General features: G+C 69.0%; 22 protein-coding genes. 13 read left to right on the top strand and 9 right to left on the bottom strand.

Annotated features, from left to right (window positions below; translation table 11 throughout):
* Positions 1–26 precede the first annotated feature (26 nt).
* Positions 27–2492 carry a WD40 repeat domain-containing protein gene (locus ACN469_RS36555; protein ID WP_498775827.1) on the top strand — a complete coding sequence of 822 codons (2466 nt, stop codon included), beginning with the start codon at positions 27–29 and terminating at the stop codon, positions 2490–2492.
* 6 nt (positions 2493–2498) lie between these two features.
* Here the strand turns inward: ACN469_RS36555 and ACN469_RS36550 are convergent, their stop codons facing one another.
* The 5 genes from ACN469_RS36550 to ACN469_RS36530 form a co-directional block, all read right to left on the bottom strand.
* A complete protein-coding gene (locus tag ACN469_RS36550) occupies positions 2499–3338 on the bottom strand; it encodes a hypothetical protein (RefSeq protein ID WP_498775826.1) in 840 nt (279 codons plus the stop codon).
* 62 nt (positions 3339–3400) lie between these two features.
* Positions 3401–3820 carry a hypothetical protein gene (locus tag ACN469_RS36545; RefSeq protein ID WP_498775824.1) on the bottom strand — a complete coding sequence of 140 codons (420 nt, stop codon included), beginning with the start codon at positions 3818–3820 and terminating at the stop codon, positions 3401–3403.
* 145 nt (positions 3821–3965) lie between these two features.
* On the bottom strand, positions 3966–4850 hold the full coding sequence (locus ACN469_RS36540; protein ID WP_498775822.1) for a class I SAM-dependent methyltransferase: 885 nt from the start codon (positions 4848–4850) through the stop codon (positions 3966–3968).
* A 125-nt stretch (positions 4851–4975) separates the two neighbouring features.
* The gene (locus ACN469_RS36535) at positions 4976–6505 is read right to left on the bottom strand and encodes a delta-60 repeat domain-containing protein (RefSeq protein WP_498775820.1); all 1530 of its coding nucleotides are present in this window, start codon (positions 6503–6505) and stop codon (positions 4976–4978) included.
* 387 nt (positions 6506–6892) lie between these two features.
* A complete protein-coding gene (locus ACN469_RS36530; protein WP_498775818.1) occupies positions 6893–7111 on the bottom strand; it encodes a hypothetical protein in 219 nt (72 codons plus the stop codon).
* Positions 7112–7305: 194 nt separating this feature from the next.
* Between ACN469_RS36530 and ACN469_RS36525 the strand changes: the two genes are divergently transcribed.
* On the top strand, positions 7306–9210 hold the full coding sequence (locus tag ACN469_RS36525; RefSeq protein WP_498775816.1) for a caspase family protein: 1905 nt from the start codon (positions 7306–7308) through the stop codon (positions 9208–9210).
* Between the two features lie 70 nt (positions 9211–9280).
* On the opposite strand, the gene ACN469_RS36520 is transcribed toward ACN469_RS36525, so the two are convergent.
* On the bottom strand, positions 9281–9880 hold the full coding sequence (locus ACN469_RS36520; RefSeq protein ID WP_498775814.1) for an RNA polymerase sigma factor: 600 nt from the start codon (positions 9878–9880) through the stop codon (positions 9281–9283).
* Complete coding sequence (locus ACN469_RS36515; protein WP_498775812.1) at positions 9881–10996, bottom strand: sigma-54-dependent transcriptional regulator; 1116 nt, start codon at positions 10994–10996, stop codon at positions 9881–9883.
* Between the two features lie 344 nt (positions 10997–11340).
* On the opposite strand from ACN469_RS36515, the gene ACN469_RS36510 reads away from it, so the two are divergent.
* From ACN469_RS36510 to ACN469_RS36485, 6 genes are all read left to right on the top strand, one after another.
* Positions 11341–11670 (top strand): hypothetical protein, encoded by a 330-nt coding sequence (locus tag ACN469_RS36510; RefSeq protein WP_498775810.1) that lies wholly within the window; start codon positions 11341–11343, stop codon positions 11668–11670.
* 100 nt (positions 11671–11770) lie between these two features.
* Positions 11771–14020: a TOMM precursor leader peptide-binding protein gene (locus ACN469_RS36505; protein WP_498775808.1), complete on the top strand. Its 2250-nt coding sequence runs from the start codon at positions 11771–11773 to the stop codon at positions 14018–14020.
* Positions 14021–14032: 12 nt separating this feature from the next.
* On the top strand, positions 14033–15427 hold the full coding sequence (locus ACN469_RS36500) for a SagB family peptide dehydrogenase (protein WP_498775806.1): 1395 nt from the start codon (positions 14033–14035) through the stop codon (positions 15425–15427).
* Entirely contained in the window at positions 15424–16764 is a 1341-nt protein-coding gene (locus tag ACN469_RS36495; RefSeq protein ID WP_498775804.1) for a B12-binding domain-containing radical SAM protein, read from the top strand. Before ACN469_RS36500 ends, ACN469_RS36495 begins: the two co-directional genes overlap by 4 nt.
* On the top strand, positions 16761–18101 hold the full coding sequence (locus ACN469_RS36490) for a cytochrome P450 (protein ID WP_498775802.1): 1341 nt from the start codon (positions 16761–16763) through the stop codon (positions 18099–18101). The genes ACN469_RS36495 and ACN469_RS36490 overlap by 4 nt, the downstream gene beginning before the upstream one ends.
* Positions 18098–18904 carry a methyltransferase domain-containing protein gene (locus ACN469_RS36485; RefSeq protein WP_498775800.1) on the top strand — a complete coding sequence of 269 codons (807 nt, stop codon included), beginning with the start codon at positions 18098–18100 and terminating at the stop codon, positions 18902–18904. Before ACN469_RS36490 ends, ACN469_RS36485 begins: the two co-directional genes overlap by 4 nt.
* Before the next feature lie 32 nt (positions 18905–18936).
* On the opposite strand, the gene ACN469_RS36480 is transcribed toward ACN469_RS36485, so the two are convergent.
* Both ACN469_RS36480 and ACN469_RS36475 read right to left on the bottom strand, forming a co-directional pair.
* Positions 18937–19494: an imm11 family protein gene (locus ACN469_RS36480; protein WP_498775798.1), complete on the bottom strand. Its 558-nt coding sequence runs from the start codon at positions 19492–19494 to the stop codon at positions 18937–18939.
* 31 nt (positions 19495–19525) lie between these two features.
* A complete protein-coding gene (locus tag ACN469_RS36475) occupies positions 19526–19732 on the bottom strand; it encodes a hypothetical protein (protein WP_498775796.1) in 207 nt (68 codons plus the stop codon).
* 214 nt (positions 19733–19946) lie between these two features.
* On the opposite strand from ACN469_RS36475, the gene ACN469_RS36470 reads away from it, so the two are divergent.
* The 5 genes from ACN469_RS36470 (at position 19947) to ACN469_RS36450 (ending at position 26640) form a co-directional block, all read left to right on the top strand.
* The gene (locus ACN469_RS36470) at positions 19947–21920 is read left to right on the top strand and encodes a discoidin domain-containing protein (protein ID WP_498775794.1); all 1974 of its coding nucleotides are present in this window, start codon (positions 19947–19949) and stop codon (positions 21918–21920) included.
* Positions 21921–21999: 79 nt separating this feature from the next.
* Positions 22000–22767, top strand: a complete 768-nt coding sequence (locus ACN469_RS36465; RefSeq protein ID WP_498775792.1) for a hypothetical protein — start codon at positions 22000–22002, stop codon at positions 22765–22767.
* Positions 22749–23450, top strand: a complete 702-nt coding sequence (locus tag ACN469_RS36460; protein ID WP_498775790.1) for a plastocyanin/azurin family copper-binding protein — start codon at positions 22749–22751, stop codon at positions 23448–23450. Before ACN469_RS36465 ends, ACN469_RS36460 begins: the two co-directional genes overlap by 19 nt.
* Before the next feature lie 73 nt (positions 23451–23523).
* A complete protein-coding gene (locus tag ACN469_RS36455) occupies positions 23524–25563 on the top strand; it encodes an adenylate/guanylate cyclase domain-containing protein (protein WP_498775788.1) in 2040 nt (679 codons plus the stop codon).
* 213 nt (positions 25564–25776) lie between these two features.
* The gene (locus tag ACN469_RS36450) at positions 25777–26640 is read left to right on the top strand and encodes a GRP family sugar transporter (RefSeq protein ID WP_498775786.1); all 864 of its coding nucleotides are present in this window, start codon (positions 25777–25779) and stop codon (positions 26638–26640) included.
* The last annotated feature ends 17 nt before the right edge of the window (positions 26641–26657 follow it).

Raw genomic sequence — 26657 nt, 5'->3', positions numbered from 1 at the left:
GAGGTCGTGAGAGAGTCTCACCCCCGATGACCTACGACCTTCAGTCCCTCACCGAGCTTTCCATCCTCGAAGACCTCGTGAGCACCCAGGGCGTGGCGGCGCTGCTCGCCACCCTGGACGAGGTGCTCGCGCGCACACCTCCGGACGCCCTCGTGCTCAAGGAGGTCGGCCCCGCCGTGAGCCCGCGCACGCTGCGCATCCTGCGCAAGGCCGTCGAGCTCGACGCCACCTTCCTCCAAGCGCACCCCGAGGCCCTCTTCCAGAGCCTCTACAACCGCCTGCGCTGGCACGACGCGCCCGACGCCGCCGCCCACTTCGAGCCCAAGGGCCCCAGCCCCTGGAGCGCGCCAGACGCCCACCTGTTCAAGCTCGCGGAGCACTGGCGACGGCAGCGGGAGGTGGACGGCGCCGCGCCCTGGGTGGAGTCCCTGCTGCCCCTGCGCGGCGCCCTGGAGAGCGCGGACTCCTTCTACTGGCACGACGCCCAGGTGCTGTGCGCGGCCTACAACCCAGCGGGGACCAGGCTCGCCACCGGCTCCTGGGCCGACGGCGACAACGTGCGCGTCTGGGACGTGGCCACGGGCGAGTGCGTCCAGGTGATGGCGGGCCATGAAGGGGAGGTGCGCGGAATCGCCTGGAGCGCGGACGGCACCAGGCTGGCCTCGGGCTCCAGGGACCACGACGCCCGCATCTGGGACGTGGCGACCGGGGCACTCCTCAAGGCGTTTCCAGGACAGGAGGGACAGGTGACGTCGGTCGCCTTCAGTCCGGATGGACGCCTGCTCGCCACCGGCAACCTGGGGTGGCTCGTGCACGTGTTCGACGTGGACTCCGGCGGCAAGGTGAAGACGCTGGAGGGCCATGAGCAGTCGGTGCTGAGCCTGTCCTTCCACCCGTCCGGACGCTGGCTCGCGAGCGGCGCCTCCGACTCCACCCTGCGCATCTGGGACACCGCGACGTGGACGCAGGTGACGAGCATCGACTCCGACGGCTACGTCGACACGGTGGAGTTCAGCCCGGATGGCGAGTGGATTTCCTGGGCGGTGTTCGAGGGCATCGCCGTGGCGGACACCCGCACGTGGACCCGGCTCCCGGGCACGCGCGGCAACGGGCGCTACTCGCAGGTGGCCTGGCTCGGCACCAGCCGGCTGGGCCTGCTGGCGTACAACAGGCTGGAGGTCCTGGAGGTGCGTGACGGCACCGTCCTGTGGTCCAGGCCCTATGCCTCCGACGGCCATCAGCGCGGCGCGGCCTTCTCACCCGACGGCAAGCGCTTCGCGCTGACAGCGGTCGACGGCGGCCTGCTGGTGAGCGACCTCTACGCTTCGGCGCCACCGGTCCTCCTGGCGGAGCCGCATCGCATGCGACAGCTCTGGGGCCAGGCGGAGGGCGCGCTCGCCGTCGCCCAGCGGTACGATGCGTGGCTCGTCATCGACACGCGGGGAGGCGTTCGCACGCTGCCTCCCGACCTCGACGAGACGCCCATGCAGCCGTGGCGCTTCAGCCCCGATGGGACCCTGGCCGCCTATGGCATCCATCTCATGATGGAGAAGCCCTCGCGGCGCGGGGTCCGGTTGCTCGACGTGAAGACCCTGACTCCGGCGAAGACGCTGTTCGCCAAGCCGCTGGAGCCGAACACCACGCCGAAGGGCTTCTCCGAGCCCCAGCCCGTGGCCTTCTCTCCGGACGGACAGCTCGTGGCGGCGGCGCTCGAGCATGGGTGCGTGCGAGTCTGGCGCGTCTCCGACGGCGCCCTGCTGCACACGCTGCGCGGCGCGAAGGGGTCCGTCTCGCTGGTGACCTTCACCCCCGACGGCGCCCACGTCGTGTGTGGCTATACCGAGGACGCCCGCGTGTGGGTGTACGAGGTGCAGGGCGGCAAGAATGTCCTGACCACCCGCACCCAGCTGGACCCCCAGCCCGCGTACGCGGCGGCGACCCGTGTCCCCCGCATCGCCGTGGGACGCACCTCCGGAGAGCTGGAGGTCTACGACCTGACCACGGGCTCGCTGCGGCTCATCCAGGTCAGCAACGAAGAAGTCGTCGCGGTAGGGCTCTCCGAGGATGGCTCGCTCGTGGCCGCGTGTGGCGTCGACAGGCGCGTGCGCCTCTACGACGTCCAGACGGGCACGCTCCGGTATGAGCTGCCCCACCCCAAGCTCCCCTTCGCCGTGTCCGTGGGGAAGGACGTCCTGGTCACCCAGGCCAATGACCAGCGCACCCGCCTGTTCGACCTCGCCACGGGCACGCTTCGCACCGAGCTCCCAGGCGGCTCCGAGCCGCAAGACGTCACGCGTCGACGGTTCTGGGAGGTCCTCGGAGAAGGGCCGGTCTCCTTCCATCGCCAGGAGGACCCCGCGCCGCTGGCGCACTTCCAGGACGGGCTGGAGGAGACCGTCATCCTGCGCGAGGGCGTGGTCGTGGGCCGGGGCCGCGCCATCAAGGACTTCTTGTATGTGCTGAGGATTCACGCCGCGTCGGGCGGGGCCTGAGTCCCTTCACGGGGAGGAACACCCCACCCGCTGCCCACCGACGGCCAGGTCGTCGAGCCACCAGTCGGTGGGCACGGAGAGCCCCTGGTAGAGGAAGACGCCCGCCTCCAGCACCGTGAAGTGCCGGGCCTTCTCCCGCTTCGGCGGTGTCTGGGTGGGCGGGTCGGAGAAGACGAACTTCCGGGGCCACGCCAGCTCGACACCGTCCAGCCAGACCCGAGGCTCGGCGGCCTCCGGGGCGTCACCGTTGGCCGCGTCGAAGAGCCACTCCAGACACACCCAGCGGTCCAGCACGAGCGGCGTGTCGGAGACCTGCACCCACTCGGGGAAGCCAGGCGGCTCCGGGGGGTGCCAGATGGCCATGTACTTCTCCTGATACGTGGCCACCTCGTACCAATCGAGCGCTTCGAACGCGCCGTCCTCGCTCCCGGGCCGGGGATACCGCGCGTTGAAGAGCCCCGCGTGCGAGGCCGGGCGCGCGGGCGTCGTGTAGACGAAGACACGTCCCCACAGCACGGGACCGAAGTCGTCGGGCAGCACATAGCGCACCGTCTTCTTCGGTCCCCCCTGCTCGCCCTCGCGGCCACCCACCAGCTGGCTGGCATGCAGCGCATACCTGCCGCCGCGCGCACGGGTGTCGTCCACGACGAGCCGCCCGTCAAACTCGTCACGGTGCGGCATCCAGCCGGTGGGCAGCCGCCCTTCCTCGAAGTCCCAGCACAGCGTCCCCGCCGCCGCGCACCCCAAGGGAGAGGAGGGCTCGGGAGCGGACGGGCGGTGAGCACACGCCAGGACTACGACGGCCAGGGACAGCACGGCACTCCACGGATGGATTCGAGCGCGCAATTCGGAGACCTCGTCAAAGGCTCCAATCTCGCACGCCCCACCGTGGCTGTCCCCGCCGGACCTCAGACCCAGATTTGACTGTCGCCAATCTCCGCCTTCTTGAGCGCGTCGAAGGTGAGGTAGGCCTTCGGCGCGTCATGGTTGAAGCTGTCGTAGCTGACCCAGGTGCCGTTCTCCTGGCGGACGGTGAAGAAGTGGCCGCGGGTGGTGTCGGCAATCACTCCCACGCCTCGCGTCTCGAGCACGGACTCCTGGCTCTGCGTCAAACCATACAGCCCCAGGACGGAGGGGTCATTGCCATCCATGACCATCTCCTCTGCTTCCTTGTGCTGCAGCCCGAGCGCCGTCTCGTAGTGTTGCGTTGCCTTCTGGATGAAGTCGTCCCGGGTCAGCCCGCCGTTGGTGAAGTGATACAGGGCGTAGAAACCACAAAGCTTGGAGTCAGGAGGCGTCTTCGGCTGCTTCAGGAACTTAAAGGGCACGGTACACTCGAGTCGTTGGAGAATGTGCGCCGGGGAGTCCCGAACGCACACCTCCGAGACGACGCGTCTCCGGGGCTTGTGACACCGCCGCCAGGGGTGGGGGTGCCGCAAGAAACTCCACAGAAACCACCTCGCGCGGCGAGCCTCACCCGACGGCGGGCTTCTCCAGCACCAGGCCGAAGTGCGTGTAGCAGGTGGGGTGCAGCTCGAGGATGTTCTCGAAGTGGATGACGCGGGACGCAAGCCCCGCGGCGTGCGCGGGCTCCAGGACGCGCTGCTTCAGCGTGTCCACGCCATAGAAGCGCCCGTGCCGCTCTCCCCAGCCCGGGAAGAGGTGGATGACGGGCTCGGCCTCGCGGCGGATGTCATAGCCCCACGCGGGGTCGCACATCGTGAAGGCATACTCGCCCAGGTACAGCGGGACGATGCAGACCCTGCCACCGGGCCGCAGCACCCGCGCCGCCTCCCGGATGAAGCCCGTGTCAGCGCCGCCCTCGAAGTGCTCGAAGGAGCAGTGCAGCGTCATCGCATCCACGGAGGCATTGCCCAGCGGCAGCTCCGCGGCCGAGCCACCAATCTCGTGGCCGTTGATGCCGGGCGCGAACACCAGGTCCTGGACGAACACGTTGCGCGTCTTCGCCAGCGCGCGGATGACCTCCAGATAGGGGCTGTTCAGCGTGGAGGCGATGTCGACATAGACAGCGTCCTCTCGCGCCAGCAGCGGCGCCAGCTGCGTCCACGAGTAGTGGTACTGCGAGCGCTTCTCCCAGTAGGGCTGGAGCGAGCAGTAGTGCCGGAGGACGGCGCTGTCCGCCTGCAGCTCGTTCCAGAAGCGCTCCAGCCCGGCCACATCGAAGCGGAACGTCTCGTAGGGGATGCCCGCCTGCCGCAGCGGCTCCGGGCTCTTGAGCTGGGGCCCGGGCCCATAGCGGCCGAAGCCGGTGAGGCTGAGCAGCTTGGACAGGGGCTGGGAGGCCTGGTGGGCCGCCCGGTGCCGGAGGCTCTTCTTCACGCGGGACAGCAGGTTCAAGCGGGGCTCCACGGGGCCTGGGGAGCGCGCATTCTCGGAGGCGTCCCCAGGCGAGTCAACGCGGCCCGGGTCCACCTTCCCGCCTGCTCGACAGCCCCTGAGGCGGGAAGGCGGGGCGGGTCAGGTCAGTAGGGCCAGAAGCGCGCCACGAACGGGGTCTCCACGGCCTGTCCCGGCGCGGTGTGCAGGCCCGCCACCCGGAAGAAGCCCTCCGCGTCGAGCCGCGAGACGGTGGGCCGCTCGCTCCCGGGCAGCTCCGAGCGGTGCTTGCGCAGCTCACGCTGCCCGTCCGCGGAGACGTGGATGAGGCCCAGGCCGGGCTCGCCCGCCGCGTCCCGAACCACCGTAGACAGCGCGATTTCGCCGCCCGGCAGCAGCCCCGTGCCCACGAGCACATCCCGCAGCTGGCCCTCCACCGACACGAAGTAGCGAGAGCCCAGCGTGCCGAAGGAGGTCTCCAACGCGCCCGTCGTGCCGACCAGGAGCAGCCCCGCCGCGGTGTCGGAGGCTCCCGAGCTGAACACGGCGCGCGTGCCCACCAGCAGCTTGCCACCCTCCAGCAGGTGCAGCGTCCTCGGCGTGAGCTTGGGTGTGGAATGGGCGGGAGGGGCGTAATTGAAGGTGCGGTCTCTCTCACCGTTGACCTGATAGCGCCGGAGCGTCAGGCCATGCACGTGAGACGCCGTGGTGCCCGCCAACAGGAGCGCGTCGTCCAGAAGCGCGACGACGCCCAAGCCCTCGTCGTCCCCGCCGATGTCCTCCCACGCCAGGCCGTCCCCGCTGAACGTGGTGTCGAGCTGCCCCGTCGGCAACAGGCGGACGAGGACCTGGTCCCGGTCCGTGTTCTGTACGGTCCCCGCGCCCACGATGCGGTCCCTCGAGTCCACGGCGAGGGCGTGCAGCGCGGCGTTGCCCGCGGAGAGCTGGAAGGTCCGCACCCCATTCGTCCCGAAGGTGGTGTCCAGGGCCCCCGTGTCGGTGAGCCGCACGAGCAGCAGGCTCTGGTAGTTGCGCGCCGTGCAGCTGTTCGTGTCGGAGATGGCACCTCCAGCGAGCACGATGCGCCCATCCGAGAGCACGGTGACGGCGTCGACGTAGTCATCACCGCCGCAGACGTCGATGACGCGAGTGCCCTGGGTACCAAAGGAGACGTCCGGGGTTCCGTCCGGCAGCAGGCGCGCCACCAGCACGTCCCTCGAGCCCGTCGAGCCGGTGGAGCCCGCGAGAACCCACGTCCCATCCGGCTGTACCGCCATGGCGTTGATGCTCACCCTGAGCGGTCCCTGTCCCAGCGCGGGGAGCGCGAGCCCCGCCGAGCCCAACGAGACATCCAGCGCGCCCTGGCCCGGTTGGACCTCCACCATCACCGGCAGCTCGACGCGCTCGCCCTGGCCCTCCCCCACCACGCGAATGGGAAAGCGTCCATAGGCCGCGGCCTCCTGCACGTGGAGCACGAACCCGCCAACGTTCTCCCCCTCCGGCACGGACAGCGACAGGGCGTCCGCCCCGACGTGGGTAGGCAGACCCTCCAGGGAGAGCACGACCGGGCCCGTGAACGAGCCCTCCCGCACCACCTGGACGGAGAAGCGCTTCGCGTTCCCTGGAGCGAAGCCCACCGACAGCTCGGACGGCCCTGTCAGGGTGAAGGCAGTCACCGGCTCTTCACCGGCATCCGGAGTCGGCTCTTGCGGGCCGGCGTCCGGCGGCGGCACTCCAGCATCCGGGCGCGAGCCCGCGTCTCCGGCGGGGCCAGGCGACGGGCCTTCATCCGAGGAGCACCCCCAACCCGTGGCCCCCATCGCCACCAGGGCGACCAGCACCGAGAGCCGGAGGCGGGAGGGTGCGCGCTGACACGCCCAGGCAGGGCGCGAGGCCCCAGCCGCTGCGACGACGGAAGAACGACAGGCGGGAAGGTTCATGTCGGCCGCACACTAAACAGCGAGTCCCGACGTCGAAAGCAGCCTTCCGCCAGAAATCTCCCGCGAGCCAGACCCGGGGCGGAGGGAGCGGAGAGAGAGAGTCCTCCCTCCACCCCGGGGCCCTCACGCGGGATACGACAAATCATTCAACCCCGGTGAGGACTGATTGCTCTGGTAGGTATTGACCCGCACCTGCCAGGACCCTCCCTGATTCGTGCCCAGCCACTGGGCAATCGTCGTGATGAGCGTGGCGTCGTGGACATGCTTGTCCTGTTGCCAGCAAACCCAGACCTCCGCCCCCGTGGTGGTGTTCTCGAACTTCTCCCGACAATACTTCGGCATGGCGTCCTCCTTTGCGAATCGCCTTTGACTTCACCTCTCATGACGGTGCGTGAGCCGGGCTCGTGACAGCCCCTCGGGGTGGGGCAGACGAGTCGGGGACGTGTCACTTCAAAAAGCCCGGGCTCGTTCTCAGGGCGCGCCACCCACCGCGCTTCAGCGGTGCCACTGGAGCGCCCCAGGAGGCGAAGCACGCCATGAGTTCTTCCATTCCGAGCGGCACGGACCCGAGCCCGAAGCCCCCCGCGAGTCCTCCCGCCATGCCCAAGGAGGTGACGACGAAGCGCGGCTCCTCCGAGCCACGCACGCGGATTCGCAACCGCAAGGCCGTCGTCGCGGGCATCAACAACTACCGCCCCCAAATCAATCAGCTCTCCAGCTGTCTCAACGACGCCAACCTGATGGTGAGCCTGCTGGGCACCCAGTATGGGTTCTCCCCCAAGGACATCCAGGTCCGGCTGGACGCCGACGCCACGCTGAGCAACATCAAGGAGTCGCTGACCTGGCTGATGGACGGCGCCACGGAGGACGACGCGCTGGTCTTCTTCTTCTCCGGGCATGGCTACCGGGTGCAGATAGACGAGGTCTGGCGGGAGAGCCTGGTGCTCTACGACGACTTCTTCTTCGACCAGGACTTCTCCAAGCTGACCCAGCAGCTCCCCGAGGGAGTGATGACCACCGTCCTGGACGCGTGCCACTCCGGCGGCATGGAGAAGGACCTGTTCATCGCGTCGGACTTCGCCCGGAAGCTGCATCAACTGGGCGCCACCCGCCGCATCGAGCTGGCCAAGGTGAAGGCATACATCGACCCGCGCGACTTCGGCGCCACCACGGGGGAGAAGGCGTTCCAGCCCGCCACGAAGGCGCACCAGCGCTCGTGGCTGCACCGCAGCTCCGACGAGCGCTCCGGGGAGATTCCCTTCCGGGGCTTTGGCAGGCCCGTGCAGCTCATCACCGGAGTGCCCGTCACCAAGGCGTATGACGCGCAGGTGGCGTCCGAGCCGCCCCAGGCCAACTGCACGCTGTTGACGGCCTGCACCGCCGAGCAGACGGCCGCCGCGGGCACGCAGCTCACCAAGAACCTGTCGGTGTTCACCTTCGCCCTGGGGCAGGTGCTCGGGGCGACGCCGAACGTCTCCTATTCGGAGTGCCTCCAGCAGTCCGCCGCGCGGATATCGAGCCTGGGCTTCCAGCAGACGCCCGAGCTGCTGGTGACGCCCGACACCACCTGGGTGAGCACCCGCTCCGTCTTCCTCAACACCGATTTCGGCGCAGCGCCGAAAACCGTGGTCCCGGTCAGCCTGCCGTTCGGGCTGGGCTCGCCCACGGCTCCCGCAGTCCCCATGTCGAATGAAGGAGTCAAAACGATGACGTCGTATCCACAGATGCCGAACCTGGCGGGCCTCTCGCAGCTCATGGGCCCCCTGCTGGGCACTCCCGCCAGCGTCCCGACGGCCGGCGCCGCCGACAAGGGCTGGACGGACGTGTTCCAGCACCTCATCACCACCGCGCCCGCGCTCATCGGGCCCCTGGTGAACACCATCGGCGGCGCCGTCTCCGCCGCCAACAAGGGCTACCAGCCCGCCGCCGTGTCCGCCGCCGACAAGGGCTGGTCGGACGTGTTCCAGCACCTCATCACCACCGCGCCCTCCCTCATCGGGCCCCTGGTGAACACCATCGGCGGCGCCGTCTCCGCCGCCAGCAAGGGCTACCAGCCCGACGTCGCGTCCGCCGCCGACAAGGGCTGGTCGGATGTGTTCCAGCACCTCATCACCACCGCGCCCTCCCTCATCGGGCCCCTGGTGAACACCATCGGCGGCGCCGTCTCCGCCGCCAGCAAGGGCTACCAGCCCGCCGCCGACAAGGGCTGGACGGACGTGCTCTCGTCGCTCGCCTCCACCGCGCCCCAGCTGCTCGGCCCCCTGGTGAACACCATCGGCGGCGCCGTCTCCGCCGCCAGCAAGGGCTACGAGCCCGCCGTCATGCCCGCCGCCGACAAGGGCTGGACGGACGTGCTCCACCACCTGGTCACCACCGCGCCCGCGCTCATCGCGCCCCTGGTCACCACCGTCACCGGCGCCATCGCCGCCGCGCGCAAGTGAGCGACGGCTTCGTCTGAAGCCGGGTCGGCCCCCCTCTCATCTTCACGGAGGAGGGCCGGCCCGAAGGACATCAGCCCGACGTCCGCTTGCGCCGCCCCGACAGCCAGCGATGGAAGCTGGCCTCGTCGCGAATCACCCCCGCCCGGGCCAGCGGCTGGACGAGCCGCTTGCGGGAGCGCTCCACGATTTTGCGCACGTTCGCGGGCGTCAGCCGGAGCGCCACCGCGATATCCGCGTAGTCCTGCTGCTCGACGAAGGCCAGGCGCGCGCAGGCCCGCAGCTGCGGCGGCAGTGACTCCAGCAACTCCAACAACAACGCCTGCAACCGCTCCTCCTCCTGCTCTTCACCAGGCCCGGCCGCCTCCAGGTCCGCGCCTTCTCCCAGCTCCTCTTCGAGCGGCGTCCACCGCCACGCCTGGCGCCGCCGCTCCCGCTGCAGGTCGATGCAGACGTTGATGGCCACCCGGCGCAGCAGCGCCCAGGGCCAGTCCACCTGGGAGCACCGGGACCACTGGAGCCACACCCGTATCGCCGTGCGACTCAAGGCCTCCCTCGCCGCGTCCGAGTCCCCCATCGTCCGCTCGCAGACCCGCAGCAGGGCGCCCTGGCGCTGTCGCCAGAGCGCCTCGAAGGACCCGTACGCGCTCGACACCTCTCGCTCGGTGCTCACTCAGACCTTCCCGAGCGTCAGGTCCACCAGGTCCGTGAAGGGCGAGGGGGACTGACCCACCGCCTCCACGAGCGCATCCACCTTCTTCAGCTCCCGCTCGAGGGCCTTGTAGTGATTGCGATTCTTCAACAGCCGCTTGCGGCCCAGCAGCAGGAAGGCCTCCTCGCGCCCCACCTGCCGCACGGCGGTGCCGAGCACGAAGCCGCGGAAGGCATCCGCCAGGTCCAAATCCCACGGCACGGCGGCGCGCTGGGCCTCCATGACGAAGCACGCGGACGCCACGCGCAGCGCCTCGATGAGCGAGCGCGACGTGGGCGACTCCTCGTAGCCCAGCGCCTGCATCACATGCGTGTCCCGCAGCAGGAGCTCGTCGTCTCCCTGGGACATCACCGACAGGGAGTACGCACGGCGGATGATGTTGTCGAGCTGCCTCAAATTGCCCGGCCAGCTCCGACCCAGCAGCTGGGCCTGCGCATCGGGGGACAGGAGCGCCCGGCCTTCCCTCTCCCGCTCCTGGTGCCTCCGGCTGAGCATGTATTGCGCCCAGGGGATGATTTCGTCCCGGCGCGCGTCCAGCGGCGGAATCTGGATGGGGAGGACGTTGACCCGGTAGTAGAGGTCCTCCCGGAAGCGCCCCGCCACCACCGCCTCGTGGAGGTCCACGTTCGTCCCCACGATGAAGCGGACGTCCGCGCGGTGCAGCGTGCCCTCGCCCAGCACCCGGTACGTCCGCTCCTCCAGCACGTGCAGCAGCCCCGCCTGCGCGCGCAGGGAGAGCTTGTCGATTTCGTCGATGAACAACGTGCCGCCCTTGGCGAGCGCCAGGCAGCCCTGGCTGTTCTGCACCGCTCCCGTGAAGGCCCCCTTCCTCCAGCCGAAGAGCGCCCCCATCTGCAGCTCCTCCGGCACTGTCATCAAATCCAACACTTCAAAGGCACCCGCCTTCCGCCCCGAGTGCTCATGGCTCCACCGCGCCAGCCTCGACTTTCCGGAGCCGGTGGGCCCGCTGATGAGGATGGTGTCCTCTTGCTGCGTGAAGACTCGCAGGACCTGAATCAGCCCGGACATGGATTCACCAATGACCGGAAGAAACGCGTCGGTTCGACTCGTCGGCATTCGTCCGCTCCAAACTCAAACAAGGGTGAGGGGGAAGCGGGGCGCACCGGTCTGCAAAACCTCAACCAAGCAGACATCTCAACAGATCCTCTCCTTTCACTCGCGACCCAGATGAGACCGCGTGCGCCAGCGTCCCCGTGACAAGCAAATGCTTGCGGTGCGCAAGCATCGGGACGGCAGTCTCGACACCCGCCCCAGCGCATCCTCGCGTCAGGACTCGCGAGCGAATATCCGCGCCCCTCTGGCGCGCGCCGTGCACAGCGGCATGACGGCCCTGTCGAGCGTGTCTTCGCGTACTGGCGTCTTCATCCAGGGCCGCTCACCACTCGCAGAAAGGGCTGACCATGGCGGACTTCCGCACGGCGTACTCAAAACTCATCCAGGATGTCTGGGCGAATCCTGGCAAGAAAGCTCAGATTGAGCAGGACCCGGACCTCTTGAAGGTCTACGGCTTCGACACCATTCCCAAGTCGGTGGCCTTCACCGAGGCGTACAGCGGCGCGACGGCCACGGGCTACGACGAGCAGCTCAAGAGCTGGGACCGCAACAAGGACGGAGACATCACCCTGTTCATTCCGCCGCAGCCCACCGTGACTCCGGGTGGCACGGCGGGCGCCGCGGCCAAGGATGTCTCGGTCTGCTGCTGCTGCTGTCCGTGCTGCACCTGCACCTGAGTGTCGCTCGTATCGCCGGAGCTCGGCGGCGGCGCGCGCCACCGGGCCTCCGGTCCCTCCGCGCCAGCGGTGCCCACGCTTCATGTCCCAGGAGTCACGAATGTTGTCGAGACCTGTCTGGAAGAGCCATTGCCGCGTGGAGCGCGTCGACGATTCGACGGTGCTGCTGCTCCACGAGAAGGATTACCTGCTCCTGCGAGGCCGCGCCTTCCCCCTGCTCGTGCCCCTGCTGGATGGACGACACTCGCTGCCGGAGGTCTTCCAGGCGCTCTCCTCGCGCCTGTCGCTGGTGGAGGTCTCCCACGCGCTGGAGGTCGCCGCGGAGCAGGGCTGCATCCTCGAGGGCGGCACCGGCGCACTGGAGGAGGCGCCCTTCTGGCACGCGCTCGGCATCGACATGGCCACCGTCGCCGACCGCCTCCAGACGCCCGTGTCCATCCTGTCGCTGGGGGGCGCGTGGGAGGAGCGCCAGGTGCAAGCCCTGCGCGCGCAGGGACTTCGCACCGAGGGCGAGGCGGGCTTCCAGCTGGTGCTCTGCGACGACTACCTGCACCCGGCGCTCGACGCGGTCAACCGACAGGCGCTCGCGGCGCGGCGGCCCTGGATGCTGGCGAGGCCCGTCGGCGGCACGCTCTGGCTGGGCCCCGTCTTCCGTCCCGCCACGACGGCCTGCTGGGCCTGCCTCGCGCAGCGCTTGCGCTCCAACCGCCAGCTCGAGTCCTTCCTGGAGCGGGAGCAGGGCCGGGTCCATCCCCTGGTGCTGCCCGCCGCGAGCCTGCCGGCGACCACGGGCACGGCCTTCCAGTTGGCGGCGCTGGAGGTGGCCAAGGCGCTCGTGCTCGGCTCCGAGCATCCTCTCGTGGAGCAGCTCGTCACGCTGGACCTGACGACGCTGGAGCTGGAGCGACACGCGCTGGTGCGCAGGCCGCAGTGCCTGGTGTGCTCGGGCGAGGAGGCCGCGCCGCGAGCGCCCCTGCCCGTCATTCCCAGGCCCTGCCCGAAGCGGTTCGACGGCGACGGAGGCCACCGCACCCAGTCCGCCGAGGAGACCCTGGCGCGCCTGGAGAAGCACGTCAGCGCCATCACCGGCGTGGTGCGCAACCTGGAGCCATTGGGGGCGGACGACGGCGCGGGGCTGGTGCACAGCTATGCGGCGGGCCACAACTTCGCGCTGATGCAGCAGGACCTGCGCTTCGTCCTGCTGAACCTGAGGGGCCGCAGCGGGGGCAAGGGCACGACGGACGCCCAGGCGAAGGTGAGCGCGCTGTGCGAGGCCATCGAGCGCTACTCCGGCGTCTACCGGGGCGAGGAGTGGAGCCGGGTGGCGAGCCTCCACGAGCTGCGGGATGAGGCTGTCCACCCCAACGCGCTGATGAACTTCAGCCCCACGCAGTACGCCCGGCGCGCGGAGTGGAACGCGGAGCATCCCTCCGGCTTCCACCACGTCCCGGAGGTCTTCGACCCGGACCGGCGCGTCCACTGGACGAGCGCGTGGTCCCTCACGCACGAGCGCTTCCGCCACGTGCCGAGCGCGTACTGCTCCTTCGGTCATCCGGACCTGAGCAAGTGGTTCTTCTGCACCAGCGACTCCAATGGCTGCGCGGCGGGCAACACGCTGGAGGAGGCCATCCTCCAGGGCTTCCTGGAGCTGGTGGAGCGCGACTCGGTGGCGCTGTGGTGGTACTCGCGGACGCAGCGGCCCGCCGTGGACCTGGACAGCGTGGACCTGCCGTATGTGCACGCGCTGCGGGAGCACTACCGGCGGCTCCAGCGGGAGCTGTGGGTGCTGGACGTCACCGCGGACCTGGGCATCCCCACCTTCGCGGCGGTGTCACGGCGACGGGACGCGCCCGTGGAGGACATCGTCGTCGGCTTCGGCGCGCACCTGGACGCGCGCGTCGCGCTGCTGCGGGCGCTCACGGAGGTAAACCAGTTCCTCCCCGCCGTGCAGCACCGGGACGCGGAGGGCCGGACGCTCTACTGGTTCCCGGAGCGCGAGGCCGTGCGCTGGTGGCAGACGGCGACGGTGGAGAACCAGCCGTACCTGCGCCCGGACCCGAGCGTCGCCGCGCGGCCCCTGCGCACGCTCCCGGACCTGTCCTCGGGAGACCTGCGGGTGGATGTGGAGCGGTGTGTCGCGCTCGCTCGACGCGCCGGCATGGAGACGCTCGTCGTGGACCAGACGCAGCCCGACGTGGGGCTGCCCGTGGTCAAGGTGATGGTTCCTGGCCTGCGCCACTTCTGGAAGCGCTTCGGGCCGGGCCGGCTCTACGACGTGCCCGCGCGGCTGGGCTGGGTCCAGCAGCCGCTTCGGGAGGAGCAGCTCAACCCCACCGGCATCTTCTTCTGAGGAGCGGACGCGATGCGCCTCCATGAATCCTTCGGGCTCACGCCCGGCATCCAGGTCCACGCGCTCGAGGATGGACGGCGCGTCGTCGCCCATCCTCGCTTCGGCATGGAGTTCGGGGGGCTGTCTCTCGGCGCCCTCGCCGCGCTCCAGCGCCTGGAGACAGGCGGCACCGAACAAGCGCTGCTCGACGTCGCGGAGCCGCATGACGGGCCCGCCGCGCGCCTCCTGCTGGACCACCTGCTCCAATCCCTCGCACGGCATGACTTCCTGTGCCGCACCCTGTTGCTGGAGGAAGCGCCGCTGGCGACGCTGCTGCCGAGCACGGCCCCCGGCCACTCGGAGCCCCGGAGGCGCGCGGCGAAGTATGTCCTCTCACGGCTCGCGTGCGTGCGCCGCGAGGACCACCAGCTGGTGGTGGACGTGCCTGCCTCCCACGCGAGGCTGCTGCTGCATGACGCCCGCGTGGGGGCGCTGCTTCCGGAGCTGGCCTGTCCGCGCTCCCTGGCCGAGCTGACGGAGCGCTTCGCCACGCTGCCGGTGAAGGCCGTGGACCTCCTCCTCGGGATGCTCCTGGACGCGAAGGCGGTGCACGTCTCCGAGGAAGAGGACGCCACGCTCGCGCTCTGGGAGCCGGAGGACCTGCTGTTCCATGGGCACAGCCGGCTGGGGCGACTGCCGAGCCCTTACGGCGCCACGTATCGCTTCGAGCAGCGGATGGAGCCCCCGCCCCTGCTGAAGCCTCGGATGAGCGAGGCGGTGGTGCCGCTTCCCCGGCCCGACCTGGAGCGGCTCGCGTTGGAGGACCCGCCCTTCACCGAGGTGTTGGAGCGACGCCGCTCCCTGCGCACGTATGGCGAGCCTCCCCTCAGCATCCACCAGCTCGGCGAGCTGCTGTACCGGGCGGCGCGCACGCGGCGGGTCCTCACCACGGACCATGGCGAGCTGGGAGAGCGTCCCTACCCCGGAGGCGGCGCGCTGTACGAGCTGGAGCTGTACCTGGTCGTCGACCGCTGCACGGGGTTGGAGTCCGGCCTGTATCAGTACCGCTCCGGGCAGCACGAGCTGTGCAAGCTGACGCCGCGCACGCGCCCGGTGGAGCAACTGCTGGAGGGCGCGTGGCACACGCTCGCGCGGGAGGGACGGCCGCAGGTGCTCGTCGTCATCACGGCCCGCTTCCCGCGCGTCTTCTGGAAGTACCAGGCCATGGGCTACGCGCTCATCCTCAAGAACGTGGGGGTGTTGTTCCAGACGCTCTATCTGGCGGCGACCGCCATGGACCTGGCGCCGTGCGCGCTGGGCGGCGGCGACTCGGAGCTGTTCGCGCGGGCCAGTGGAATCGCCCCGCTGGCCGAGGGCGCGGTGGGTGAGTTCGCGCTCGGAACCCGAGCGAAGGAGGACGGCACATGAAGGTCCTGTTGCTCTATCCCAACGCGCGCAGGGAGCTCATCGGCTGGGGAGACCTGGGCGCCATCGCGGAGCCGCTCGCGCTCGAATACCTGGCCGCTGGGGCCCGCCAGGACGGCCATGAGGTGCGGCTGTTGGACCTGCGCCTGCATCCGCATGACCTGACGCTGACCCTGTGGAGCTTCGAGCCCGACGTGGTGGGCGTCACCGGGTACTCCATGCACGTGCTCCGGATGCTGGACCTGTGTCGTCAGGCCAAGGCGTTGTTGCCCCGGGTCCGCACGGTGGTCGGGGGACACCATGCCACGCTGATGCCGGAGGACTTCTTCGAGCCCCAGGTGGACTGCGTCGTGAGCGGCGAGGGCGTTCGTCCCTTCCGGCGCATCCTCCAGGCGCTGGAGGCGGGCGACGGCCTCGGGGGAATCCCAGGCGCCTGGGCACGCGACGGAGGAGCCACGTTCCGCTTCGGAGGCGAGGCCCCCAAGCTGGACATCGACGCGCTGCCCTTCCCGGACCGGAGCCTCGTGCCCGAGGACCGGGCGAGCTACTTCATCGACTGGATGAAGCCCATCGCGCTGCTGCGCACCACGGTGGGCTGTCCCTTCCGGTGCAACTTCTGCTCGCTGTGGAAGATCATGGACGGCCGCTACTACAAGCGCGACGTCGAGCGCGTCGTGGCGGAGCTGGCGACCATCCCCGAGCGCCATGTCTTCCTCGTGGACGACGAGCCCTTCGTCAACCCGCGCCGCATGTGGGCCATGGCCGAGCAGCTTGAAGCCGCGCGGCTGGAGAAGGAGTACTTCGCGTACTGCCGCATCGACTCCTTCCTGAGGGACTTGGACTTGATGCGCCGGTGGCGGGACATCGGCCTGCGGCGGGTGTTCTTCGGGTTGGAGGCGGTGCTCGACCACGAGCTGAAGGACTACAACAAGCGGCAGGCGCGTGAGCAGATTCTGCAGGGACTCCAGGCGGCCCGGGAGCTGGGCATCCACGTCTTCGCCAGCTTCATCGTCAAGCCGGAGTACACGCCTCGGGAGTTCGACCAGCTGACGACGTTCATCCGGGAGCACGGCGTCGACTACCCGTCCTTCACCCTGCTCACGCCGCTGCCAGGCACGCCCGCGTGCGAGTCCTTCGAGCACATCCTGGAGCGACAGCCGAATGGCCGGCCCCACTGGGAGCACTTCGACCTGCAGCACGCGGTGACGCGGACGCGGATGCCTCGGGAGGAGTTCATGCGGGAGTACCGCAAGCTCCAGGGCGTGTTCTCCGCGTCGTACCGCGCGGCGCGACATCCCCTCTTCCAGGACCGTGAGCACGCGGCCCGGGTGATGCCATGAGCCTGGCGGACCTCAACCTGCCCCTGCCTCCGCTGGTCGCGGATGCGCCGGACCTGGGAGTGCTGCGCGCGCAGCCGCTGCGCTTCCTCCTCGACAGTGCCAGCAAGTACGGGAGCGTCTTCCGCTACACGGCGGGAGGCTGGTCCACCGTGGTGGTGAACCATCCCCTCCATGCGCAGCACGTCCTCCAGAGCCACGCGCGCAACTACGTCAAGCAGGGCACGCCCGACTTGATGATGCTCCTGCCCATGCTGGGCCAGGGCTTGATGACGACCGAGGATGAGCCCTGGGCCGAGCAGCGCCGCGTGGCCCGCCCCGCCTTCGAGCACAGCCGCATCGAGCCGTGGGTCCAGGTGATGGCGGAGTGCACCGAGGACATGCTGCGCCGCTGGGAGGACCCGGCGCGCACGGGAGTCCCCTTCGACGTGGAGCGTGAGCTGGGGCACCTCACGCTGCGCATCGTCACCCGCTGTCTCTTCGGGAGTGACCTGGAGGACGCCACGACGGACTTCGCCGGGGCGGTGCAGCGCCTCAACGCCTTCATGTCCCGCTTCGACGCCGAGGACACGGTGGGCCTGCGACAGTTCCGCGAGGCGAGCCAGCTCATCGACACGCTCGTCCAGCGCATCCTCTCGCGGCGCCGCGAGACGGGCGGAGGCACGGACCTGCTGGCGCTGCTCCTGGACGCGCACCCAAGTCAGCTCGACGGGCCCGCGGGGGAGCGAGTCCTGCGCGAGCAGATCTTCACCTTCCTGATGGCGGGCCACGAGACGACGGCCAAGGCGCTCACCTGGAGCCTGCACCTGCTCGGCCTGCATCCGAAGATACGGCTCTGCGTTCGCGAGGAGGCGAGCGCGCTGCTGGGCAAGAGGCCCGTGCTGGCGGAGCGGGTGCGGGCGCTCGAGTTCAGTGGACAGGTGCTCCAGGAGGCGATGCGTCTGTACCCGCCGGTCTGGTTGATGTCGCGCCTCTGCCGCCAGGACGACTGTGTGGGCGGCTATCACGTCCCCGCCGGCACCCTGGTCATCGTCAGCCCCTACCTGCTCCATCGCCATCCGGATTACTGGAGCGAGCCGGAGACCTTCGACCCGGAGCGCTTCCGCGACCACCGGGCTTCGGAGCGGCATCCGTATGCGTATCTGCCCTTCAGCGGAGGCCCGCGTGTCTGCATCGGTCGCAACTTCGCGATGATGGAGGCTCGGCTCGTCCTGGCCATGGTCGTCCAGCGCTTCCAGCTCCAGCACGTGGAAGGACATCGCGTGGAGCCGGAGGCGCTGGTGACGCTGCGTCCCTCGGGTGGACTTCCGATGCGGGCGCGCCATTGGGATGCGGGATGAGCGGCTCGTATCGTCCGGAGGAGACCCTGGGAGGGCTCGAAGTGGAGCTGGCGAGGCTGAAGTCCCAGGTGGAGCTGAGCTGGCCGGAGGAGCGACGACTCCTTCTCTCCCTGGGGCTGACGGAGCGCATGACGGTGGTGGAGTTGGGGGGCGGGCCCGGGTTCGTCGCGGAGAAGCTGCTGGAGCTGGTGCCCTCCGGCGCGGTGCATGTCGTGGAGCTGGACCCGGGAATGTGTCTGCTCGCGGAGGCGCGCCTGGGTGCACGCGCGCGGGTGCACCGGGCTTCCGTCCTGGACTCGGGACTTCCCGACGCACGTTTCGACCTGGCGCTGGCGCGCTTCGTGTTTCAACACCTGGAGGAGCCCCTGCTCGCGGCGCGAGAGGCGCTCCGGTTGCTGCGTCCTGGAGGGCGGCTGGTGGTCAGCGAGCTGGACGCGGGGCTGTGGGGCGTGGCGGAGCCGTCACTTCCCGAGCTGGAGTCCATCCACCGCAAGGCGGAGCGGCTTCAGCTCCAGCGCGGTGGCAATCGCTTCATCGGACGTCAGCTCGTGCGGCTGCTCACCGCCGCGGGTTTCACGGACGTCCGCCTGGAGGTCATCGCGTACCACAGCGACGCGCTGGGGCTGGACGCGTTCCGCCGGCAACTGGACCCGGAGCGTCTGCGCCCGGCGATGGAAGCAGGGCTCATCTCTCCCGAGGAGCTGGAGCAGGTCCGCGCGGGATACCGCCGCTTCTACAGCACACCGTCCGCCTCCATCCTCATGCTGGGCTTCGTGGCCCAGGGCCGCCGCCCTGTTGACTGAGGCACCGACGCAAGTACGCGGGCCAGTTCGCATCAGGTCAACAGTCCATCCCATTCCTCGGGCTTGATGAACATCAACCCACCCAAACCATGCGCCTCCAGTCGCTTCTTGACGGAGTCAGCAACCAATAATAGCAGACTGTGCTCGGCCGCTCGGAACAGCCTCAGCCCATAGGACTTCCCCTCATCCAGGGCGAGCCGCTCGAAGCTGTCAATCAGGATGGACTCTTCATCGAACGGCTCAAATGCAGACCGCACGCGGTCGACGCACTCCGCCAGGCCGATGACATTGGCCGCATGATAGTCCCGGACCTCTTCCGTTCGGGTATTGCGAACGCGAGCCGGATAGTAGTCGATGTTGTCCACCCCGCAGCCCTCCAGGGCGGCGCGCATCCGCGGGGAGAAGAGTGGAATGGAGGTGGCCATGAAGAAGTCTACCCATTGAAACGAACGCTCGGCGGCAAGCTCGAGTTCCAGGGGGGGGACGGGAAAGTCGAGTCGATCTCCATCCAGCCAATATGTCCGAGGTAACGGGGTGCGGAGCGAGACCATCGGATAGCGGCGTCCATCCGAGCGAAAGATGTAGTGCATGAATGCCTCGGGAGCAGGAGCGGGGGGCTCGCTACCACTTGGGCAGCGTCTCGTATGGAAGCAGATTGTCCATGACGCCTTGGGGGACATGGAAGTCCTGAGACTCGTCAGGAATCTCGATGTAGCTCTCCGCCCCCAGTCGGTAATTCTCCTCAGGCTTCAATGCCGCCAATTTTCCAAACCACTGTTCCCACAGGAAGTCCGCCTCATCCAGATGCTCTTCGAAGACGTCATGCATGGTTTCTTGCACCAAGCCTCCCGGCAATGATTGCACGCGACGTCTGGGCGCTCAAGGAGCCGGGCCTACGGGAATGGAATGGGCAGCCTGCATGGGTCATCGGCATAGACAAAGCTTCGCCCACCTCGAAAACCCACAGAAGCAACGCAATTTTCAGCCTGGGAGGCATACAGCTGATGCAAGATGTCCGCTTCACCATCCCGAGGAGGACCTCTTGCGACGGCTTCAATCCCTCATCAGTTTGTTGGTGGCGAGCGTGCTCGTGAGCTGCGGAGCACCGGAGGGCGGCGAGCGCGCCCTCCAGCCCGCGCAGCAGCGCGCCGGAGTCGACGAGCTCATCAACGTCACCCTGAACAAGCCCGCCACGGCCAGCTCCACCCAGGATGAATTCCTTCCGGAGTACGCGGTGGATGGGAACATCAACGCCGATACCTCTCGTTGGTGCCCCGGCATCTACAACCAGACACGCCTGCTCGACATCGACCTCCAGGGGACGTTCGACCTGGTGCGCATGGAGCTCTACACCGGCTTCCGGGACGCCCGGGCCATCCAGAGCTACGAGATGTTCTACGACGACGGGACAGGCTGGAAGTCCCTCCCCGGAGCCAATCAGACGGGCAACACGAGCGTCGCGGTGTCCATCACCTTCCCCCAGACGGTGACGGCGAAGAAGGTGCGCTTCTCCTGCAGGGACCCGCTGGCGGACAACTGCCGGGTGAAGGAGCTGTGGGTCTTCGGCACGCCTCGCTCGCCCCAGGTGAACATTCCGCCCGTCGCCAACGCGGGGCTGGACCGGTCGCTGACGCTGCCCACCACCAGCGTGACGCTGGTCGGCGAAGCGACGGACGCGGACGGAACGGTGACGTCGCTCGCCTGGACGCAGGTGAGCGGTCCCTCGGCGACGTTGAGCGGAACCACCACCGCCAGCCTGAGCGTGGCGGGGCTGTCCGCCGGTGTCTTCGTCTTCCGGCTCACCGCCACGGACGACGACGGGGCCACGGCCTCCGACGAGGTGAGCGTGACGGTGACAGCGGCGCCGGACGTACTCACCAACGTGGCGCTCGACAAGCCCGCTTCCGCAGGCTCCGTCAACGGGAGCTTCTTCGCGTCGAACGCCGTGGACGGAAACCTCGCCAACCGGTGGGAGTCCGCCTATCAATTCCAGACGCATAATTACCTCGACGTGGACCTCCAGGGCGCCTACGAGGTGCTCAGCGCGGAGCTTCACCTGGGCAACTCGGCGACCGCGACCAACGCGATGTCCGCCTTCGAGCTGCAGGCCTGGAATGGCGGCTGTTGGAAGACCATTCCCGGCACCGCGGTGGAGGGCAACCCGCTCAACACCACGCAGAAGACGCTCACCTTCACCACGCCCGTCGCCGCCACCCAAATCCGGGTGGTCTGCAAGGACCAACCCCACTGCCGACTGCGCGAGCTGAAGCTCATGGGCAAGCCCGCCGCCGCGCCCACCGGCCCCACCACATGCGCCGCCGGGCAGCAGACGCTGGTCCGCAACGTCCGCTACGACTACGCCCTCTTCCTGCCCGAGCAGTACAACGATGACCGCGCCACCCGCTGGCCGCTCATCATCGCGCTGCACGGCGTGGTAGGCGCCACGCTCACCGTCGACCGCACCGCGGTGCTGAACCCCCCGGAGGGCCTGGCCAAACAATTCTCCTCCCCCAGCTTCCGCGCCGCGATGAAGGCCATCGTCATCTCACCCACTCAGCGCCTCCCGTTCACCAACAATGGCAACGGCTGGTTCTCCGCGACCGCGCTGCTCGCGTTGATCGAAGACGCCAAGAAGGACTACCGCGTGGACCCGGACCGCATCTACCTTACCGGCCTGAGCGGCGGCGGCAACACGAGCATCGAGGTGGGAATGAACTACACCAACAAGGTGGCGGCCATCGTCCCCATCTCGTTCACCTCCACGCCCCAGAACGACGCGAACGTCTGCAATCTGAAGCCGCTGCCCATCTGGGCCTTCCACGGCGGCCAGGACACGCCGGGCCGCGCGACGAACCTCAAGACGCACCTCGACACGAAGTGCGGCGAGGGCCTCAGCAAGATGCGCGTCACCATCTATCCCAACGGCGGGCACAACGGGGCGACGTGGGACACCGCCTACGCCACCCTGGAGCTCTACGACTGGCTGTTGCAGCAGCGCATCAGCGACCGGCTGTAACCCCCTGTCGGTCCCACCCCCGGGCGTGGTGTGCTAGGCACCAGCATGAGCACCCCGTCGCCCGGGGTGGGGAGCGCGAATGCGAGCAGTCCGCTGGATGGCGCTGGTGGCATGCATCCTCGGGGTGACCTGGGCCGAGCCTGCCCTGGCCGGCCGACGCCCTTTCATCTGGACGTTCGACACCGACATCGTGCCCAAGGGAGATGTCGAGCTGGAGCAGTGGCTGTGGGCTCGCAGCCGCGCTCCCGCGTTCCCGGACCGCCCTTCCGTCTACTGGATATGGTGGGGGCCCGTCATCGGATTGAGCCAGCACCTGGAGCTCGCCATCCCCTTCCAGGTGCGCGCCACCCGGGACGTCACGGAGCTGGACTCCTTCGAGGCCGACTTCCGCTACCGCCTCTTTCCCCGAGGCGATGACAGCGCCTTCCAGCCGCTCATCCGCGCCGTCTGGCACCAGTCCATCCGGGAGGCGAATCCCTCGGGCGTAGACGTGGACCTGGTCGGCTCCTACCAGTGGGACAGCGGGCTGCGCGTCGCGCTGGACCTGGGGGCTCAGGTGGGCATCCCCGGGCTGCGCGGGGGCGACGCTCCGGTGCGCATCCGCGGGACGTACTCCGCGGGCGTCTCCTATCCCGTCATCCCGGACGAGCTGCGGCTGTCCTTCGAGTCCTTCGGTGAGTTCGGGCTGAAGGACCTGGACGCAGACCCGCACCTCTTCGTCGGTCCGAGCGTGGCCTGGACGTTCGGGCGCATGTGGATCACCGCGGGCACCTTCGTCGGGCTGACGGGCCTCTACGACGAAACCCCGCGCTTCATGCCGAGGCTCATATGGGCGGTCGCACTGTGAAGCTGCTCCTCCTGTCGCTGCTGTTGACCGCGCCCCTCGCGAGCGCCGAGCCGGGCAGCGTGCGCGGCGAGGTGCGCATCTTCGTCATCGGTTCGGACGGCAAGCCCGGGCCCAAGGCCGACCGCTCCGGAGTGGTCGTCTACCTCACCGGCTACACGGAGGAGCCGCCCGCCGAGGTGGCGAAGATGAGCCAGCGGGACAAGAAGTTCTTCCCCTCGGTGCTGCCCATCGTCGCGGGACAGAAGGTGGAGTTCTCCAACCGGGACGTGGTGCTGCACAACGTCTTCTCGCGCTCGGTGGCGCGCAGGTTCGACGCGGGAAAGAGCCGGCCCGGCGAGACGTACGTGGAGACATTCAAGAAGACGGGCATCATCGACGTGTACTGCGACATCCACGAGCAGATGGTGGCGACGGTGGTGGTGGTGCCCAACCGCGCGTTCGCGGTGACGGACAAGGACGGGCGCTTCGAGCTGCGCGGCGTGCCGCCCGGACGCCATCCGCTCTTCGCCATGCACCGGCGGGACGAGAAGAGCGACATCGTCCGCGCGGAGGTCATCGTGGAGTCGGGCGGCACCGCCACGGCCACGCTCGAGCTGACCGAGACGCGCGCGGACGACACCCACCCGGACAAGCACGGCAAGAAGTACGGCCCTCGGCCTGATTACTCGGGCAAGAGCCCGTAGGCTCGCGGGAAGCACCCGTGCGCGGCTATCCTCGTCCCCGGTGACGCTGACCCGGAAGCTCGTTCTCGCCTTCATGGCGCTCGCAGGCACTTCGCTCGTCGCGGCGCTCGTGCTCACCACGCTCGCGGTGCACACTGCCGCGGAGGAGAAGATCGCCAGCGACCTGGAGCGCACGCTGGTGGTCTTCCAGAGTCGCGCCCACACCAGCCAGGTGCACATTCGCGACCTGGCCGAGTCGCGGACGAAGGCCCACTCCTTCAGGGAGATGTCCCTCTCGGTCAACCCCCAAGACGCGGAGGCCGGGCTCGGGGATGAGACGGCGGAGGCCGACAGCATCCGCGATGCGCGCGACGTCATCTCCTCCGCGACCATCGACGCGTTCGGCGGCGAGCTGCCGTGGGCCTTCTTCAACGCCAGCAGGAGGCTCGTCTACACGCGCGCGGATGATTTGAAGAAACCGAGCAACGGGCCCATGGAGCCGCCCGTGCTGGACGCGGCGCTGAGCAACAGGCCCATGGAGCTGCCCCTGCAGGACGCGACGCTGAGCAACGAGCCCCTGGAGCTGCCCCTGCTGAACGCGGCGCTGAGCAAGGGGCCCACGTCGGCGCTGTGGTCTCCCGCGCAGCTTCGCGCCCTGCCCTTCACCTTCATTCGTCCGGGCGAACTGCGCGAAGGGGACTTGCTGCTCGTCCATGCACAGCCCGCCTATGACACGTCGCGCGCGAAGCGGGTGGTGGTGGGGGTGGTGCTGTCCGGTCAGTGGGTGAAGGACGTGCTGCTGGACCCGATGGCGGACACCAGCGCCCGCTTCGCCGTGCGCGCGGAGGATGGGGCCATGGCCTCCCAGCTCCCCCTGGAGGCGCTGCTAGCCGGTCCGGAACTGGAGGCCGGACAGGTGCGCGAAGTGTACCTCGGCGAGAAGCTCTACCTGGTGCGCGAGGAGACGCTTGAAGGCGTGGACAAGACCCCGCTGGGACGGGTGTTCGTCCTGCGGGACTTCTACGAGGAGATCACGCCCATCCTCCAGCGCTTCCGGGACTGGCTGGTGCCCACGGCGGTGGGCATCACGCTGTTCGCGCTGGCGGCGGCCTTCTTCCTCGCGCGCGGGCTGGCCTCGCCGCTGGTGGAGCTGGAGGCGGCGGCCGGGCGGGTGCGACTGGGAGACCTCACCGTCGAGGTGCCCGTTCGAGGCACCGACGAGGTGGGCCGGGTGGCACAGTCCTTCAACGAGATGGTCAGCGGCCTGCGACAGCGGGACCAGATCAAGGGCCTCTTCAAGCGCTACCTGGCGCCGCAGGTGGTGGACGAGTTGCTCAAGAACCCGGAGAAGGCGGCGCCGGGTGGCGAGCGGAAGCTGCTCACGGTCCTCTTCAGTGACCTGGTGGGATTCACCTCGATGAGCGAGCAGCTCAGCCCGGAGGAGCTGGTCGCGCTGCTCAACACCTACTTCGAGCAGGCGACGGGTGTGCTGACACAGCATGGGGCCACGCTCGACAAGTTCATCGGCGACGCCATCATGTGCTTCTGGAACGCGCCGCTTCCGCTGGAGGACCACGCGGCGCGCGCGTGCCTCACCGCGCTGGACCTGCTCGCGGTGGTGGACCGCCTGTCTCCGATATTCGAGGCGCGCGGCTTGCCCCGGCTCGACTGCCGCATCGGCATCAACACGGGCCACGCAGTGGCGGGCAACCTGGGCTCCAGCGCGGCCCAGGACTACACCGTCATCGGCGACACGGTGAACCTCGCCTCACGGCTGGAGGGCGCGGCCAAGGTCTACGGCACCCGGACACTGGTCGCCGAGGACACGCTGCTCGCCGCGCACGGCGTGGTGCTGGCCCGTGAGCTGGACCTGCTGCGCGTCAAGGGCAAGCAGCAGCCCGTCCGCGTGTTCGAGCTCGTGGGCACGGCGGGCACGACGCCCGCGCCGCACCTCGCCCGCTTCGCCGAGGGCCTCGCGCTGTACCGGGCCCAACGCTTCACCGAGGCCCGCGCGGCGTTCCTCGCCTCACCCGAGGACCCTCCCTCCCAACGCTTCGCCGCGCGGTGCGACGCCCTGCTCGTGACGCCGCCGCCCGAGGACTGGGACGGCGTCTTCACGCTCGACAGCAAGTAGGCGCCAAGGCGTGTGACAAGCACGAAGGGACTCCGCCATCAGCGAGGCGTGGTGCCCCGCGCGTCGTTCGCCCGTCGGCACGAGGCTTCGCATCGGGGCGGGCTCCTGTCAGGCGCGGCACACCGGCACCTCCCTTCCGTCTGCTTCCCGTCCGGCCCTCCGGTCCTAGATTCGACCAGGGCGGGGTGACGGCCACGGGGTCGAGGGACGCGGATGAGCCTGGAGAACTGGGTCGTGCTCATCCCGCCCCTGTGTTGGGGCCTCCAGCCCTTGCTCGTCGCGAAGGTGGGCGGGCTGCCCAAGCAGCAGGTCATGGGGAGCACCCTCGGCGCGCTGGTGCTGGCGCTGGTCGCGATGTGCTTCATCTCCCCCCACCTCTCGCGCACCGTGGTGCTGGCGGGCTTCGCCTCCGGAGCGTGCTGCGCGCTGGGGCAGACGAACCAGTTTCGCTCCTTCACCCTGCTCGGCGTGTCGACGGCCATGCCGGCCATCGTCTGTCTTCAATTGCTGGGCACGTCTCTGATTGGCGTCTTCGTCTTCCACGAATGGAGGACCGCCGCGAAGATGGCGCTCGGCTTCTCGGGGCTCGTCATCGTGATGCTCGGCGTCGCGATGACGTCGTTCAAGGAGCACCGGGACACGTCCCATCAGTCCACCCGGCTCGCCAGCATCGGGCCCCTGCTGCTCTGCGGCGCGGGGCTGGTGGCCTACGTCATCATCCCCAAGTGGTTCGGCATCAACGGCTGGGACGCCATCTTCCCCCAGGCCCTCGGGCTGGTGACAGGCGCCTTCCTGCTGGCGCTCCGCGGAGAGGGCCGGCCCTTCGTGAAGAAGACCTGGCTGAACATCGTCCCCGGCCTCATCTGGGCCACGGGCAACCTGGCGCTGCTGCTCGCGGACGAGCGGGTCGGCGTCACCACCGGGTTCACCGTCTCGCAGATGGGCGTCACCATCTCCACGCTCGGCGGCGTCTACCTCCTCAAGGAGCACAAGACGCGCAAGGAGCTGGTGCTCGTCTTCATCGGCATCGCCCTGGTGATTTCCGGAGGCGTCATGGTGGGGCAGGCGCGGTCCTGAAGCTCCACTCGGAGGTG

The organism is Corallococcus terminator (genome assembly GCF_049194865.1).
In the GTDB taxonomy this organism is placed as follows: domain Bacteria; phylum Myxococcota; class Myxococcia; order Myxococcales; family Myxococcaceae; genus Myxococcus; species Myxococcus terminator_A.
The sequence above is the reverse complement of the archived record's forward strand: the minus strand, read 5'-3'. Positions and strand labels throughout refer to the sequence as shown.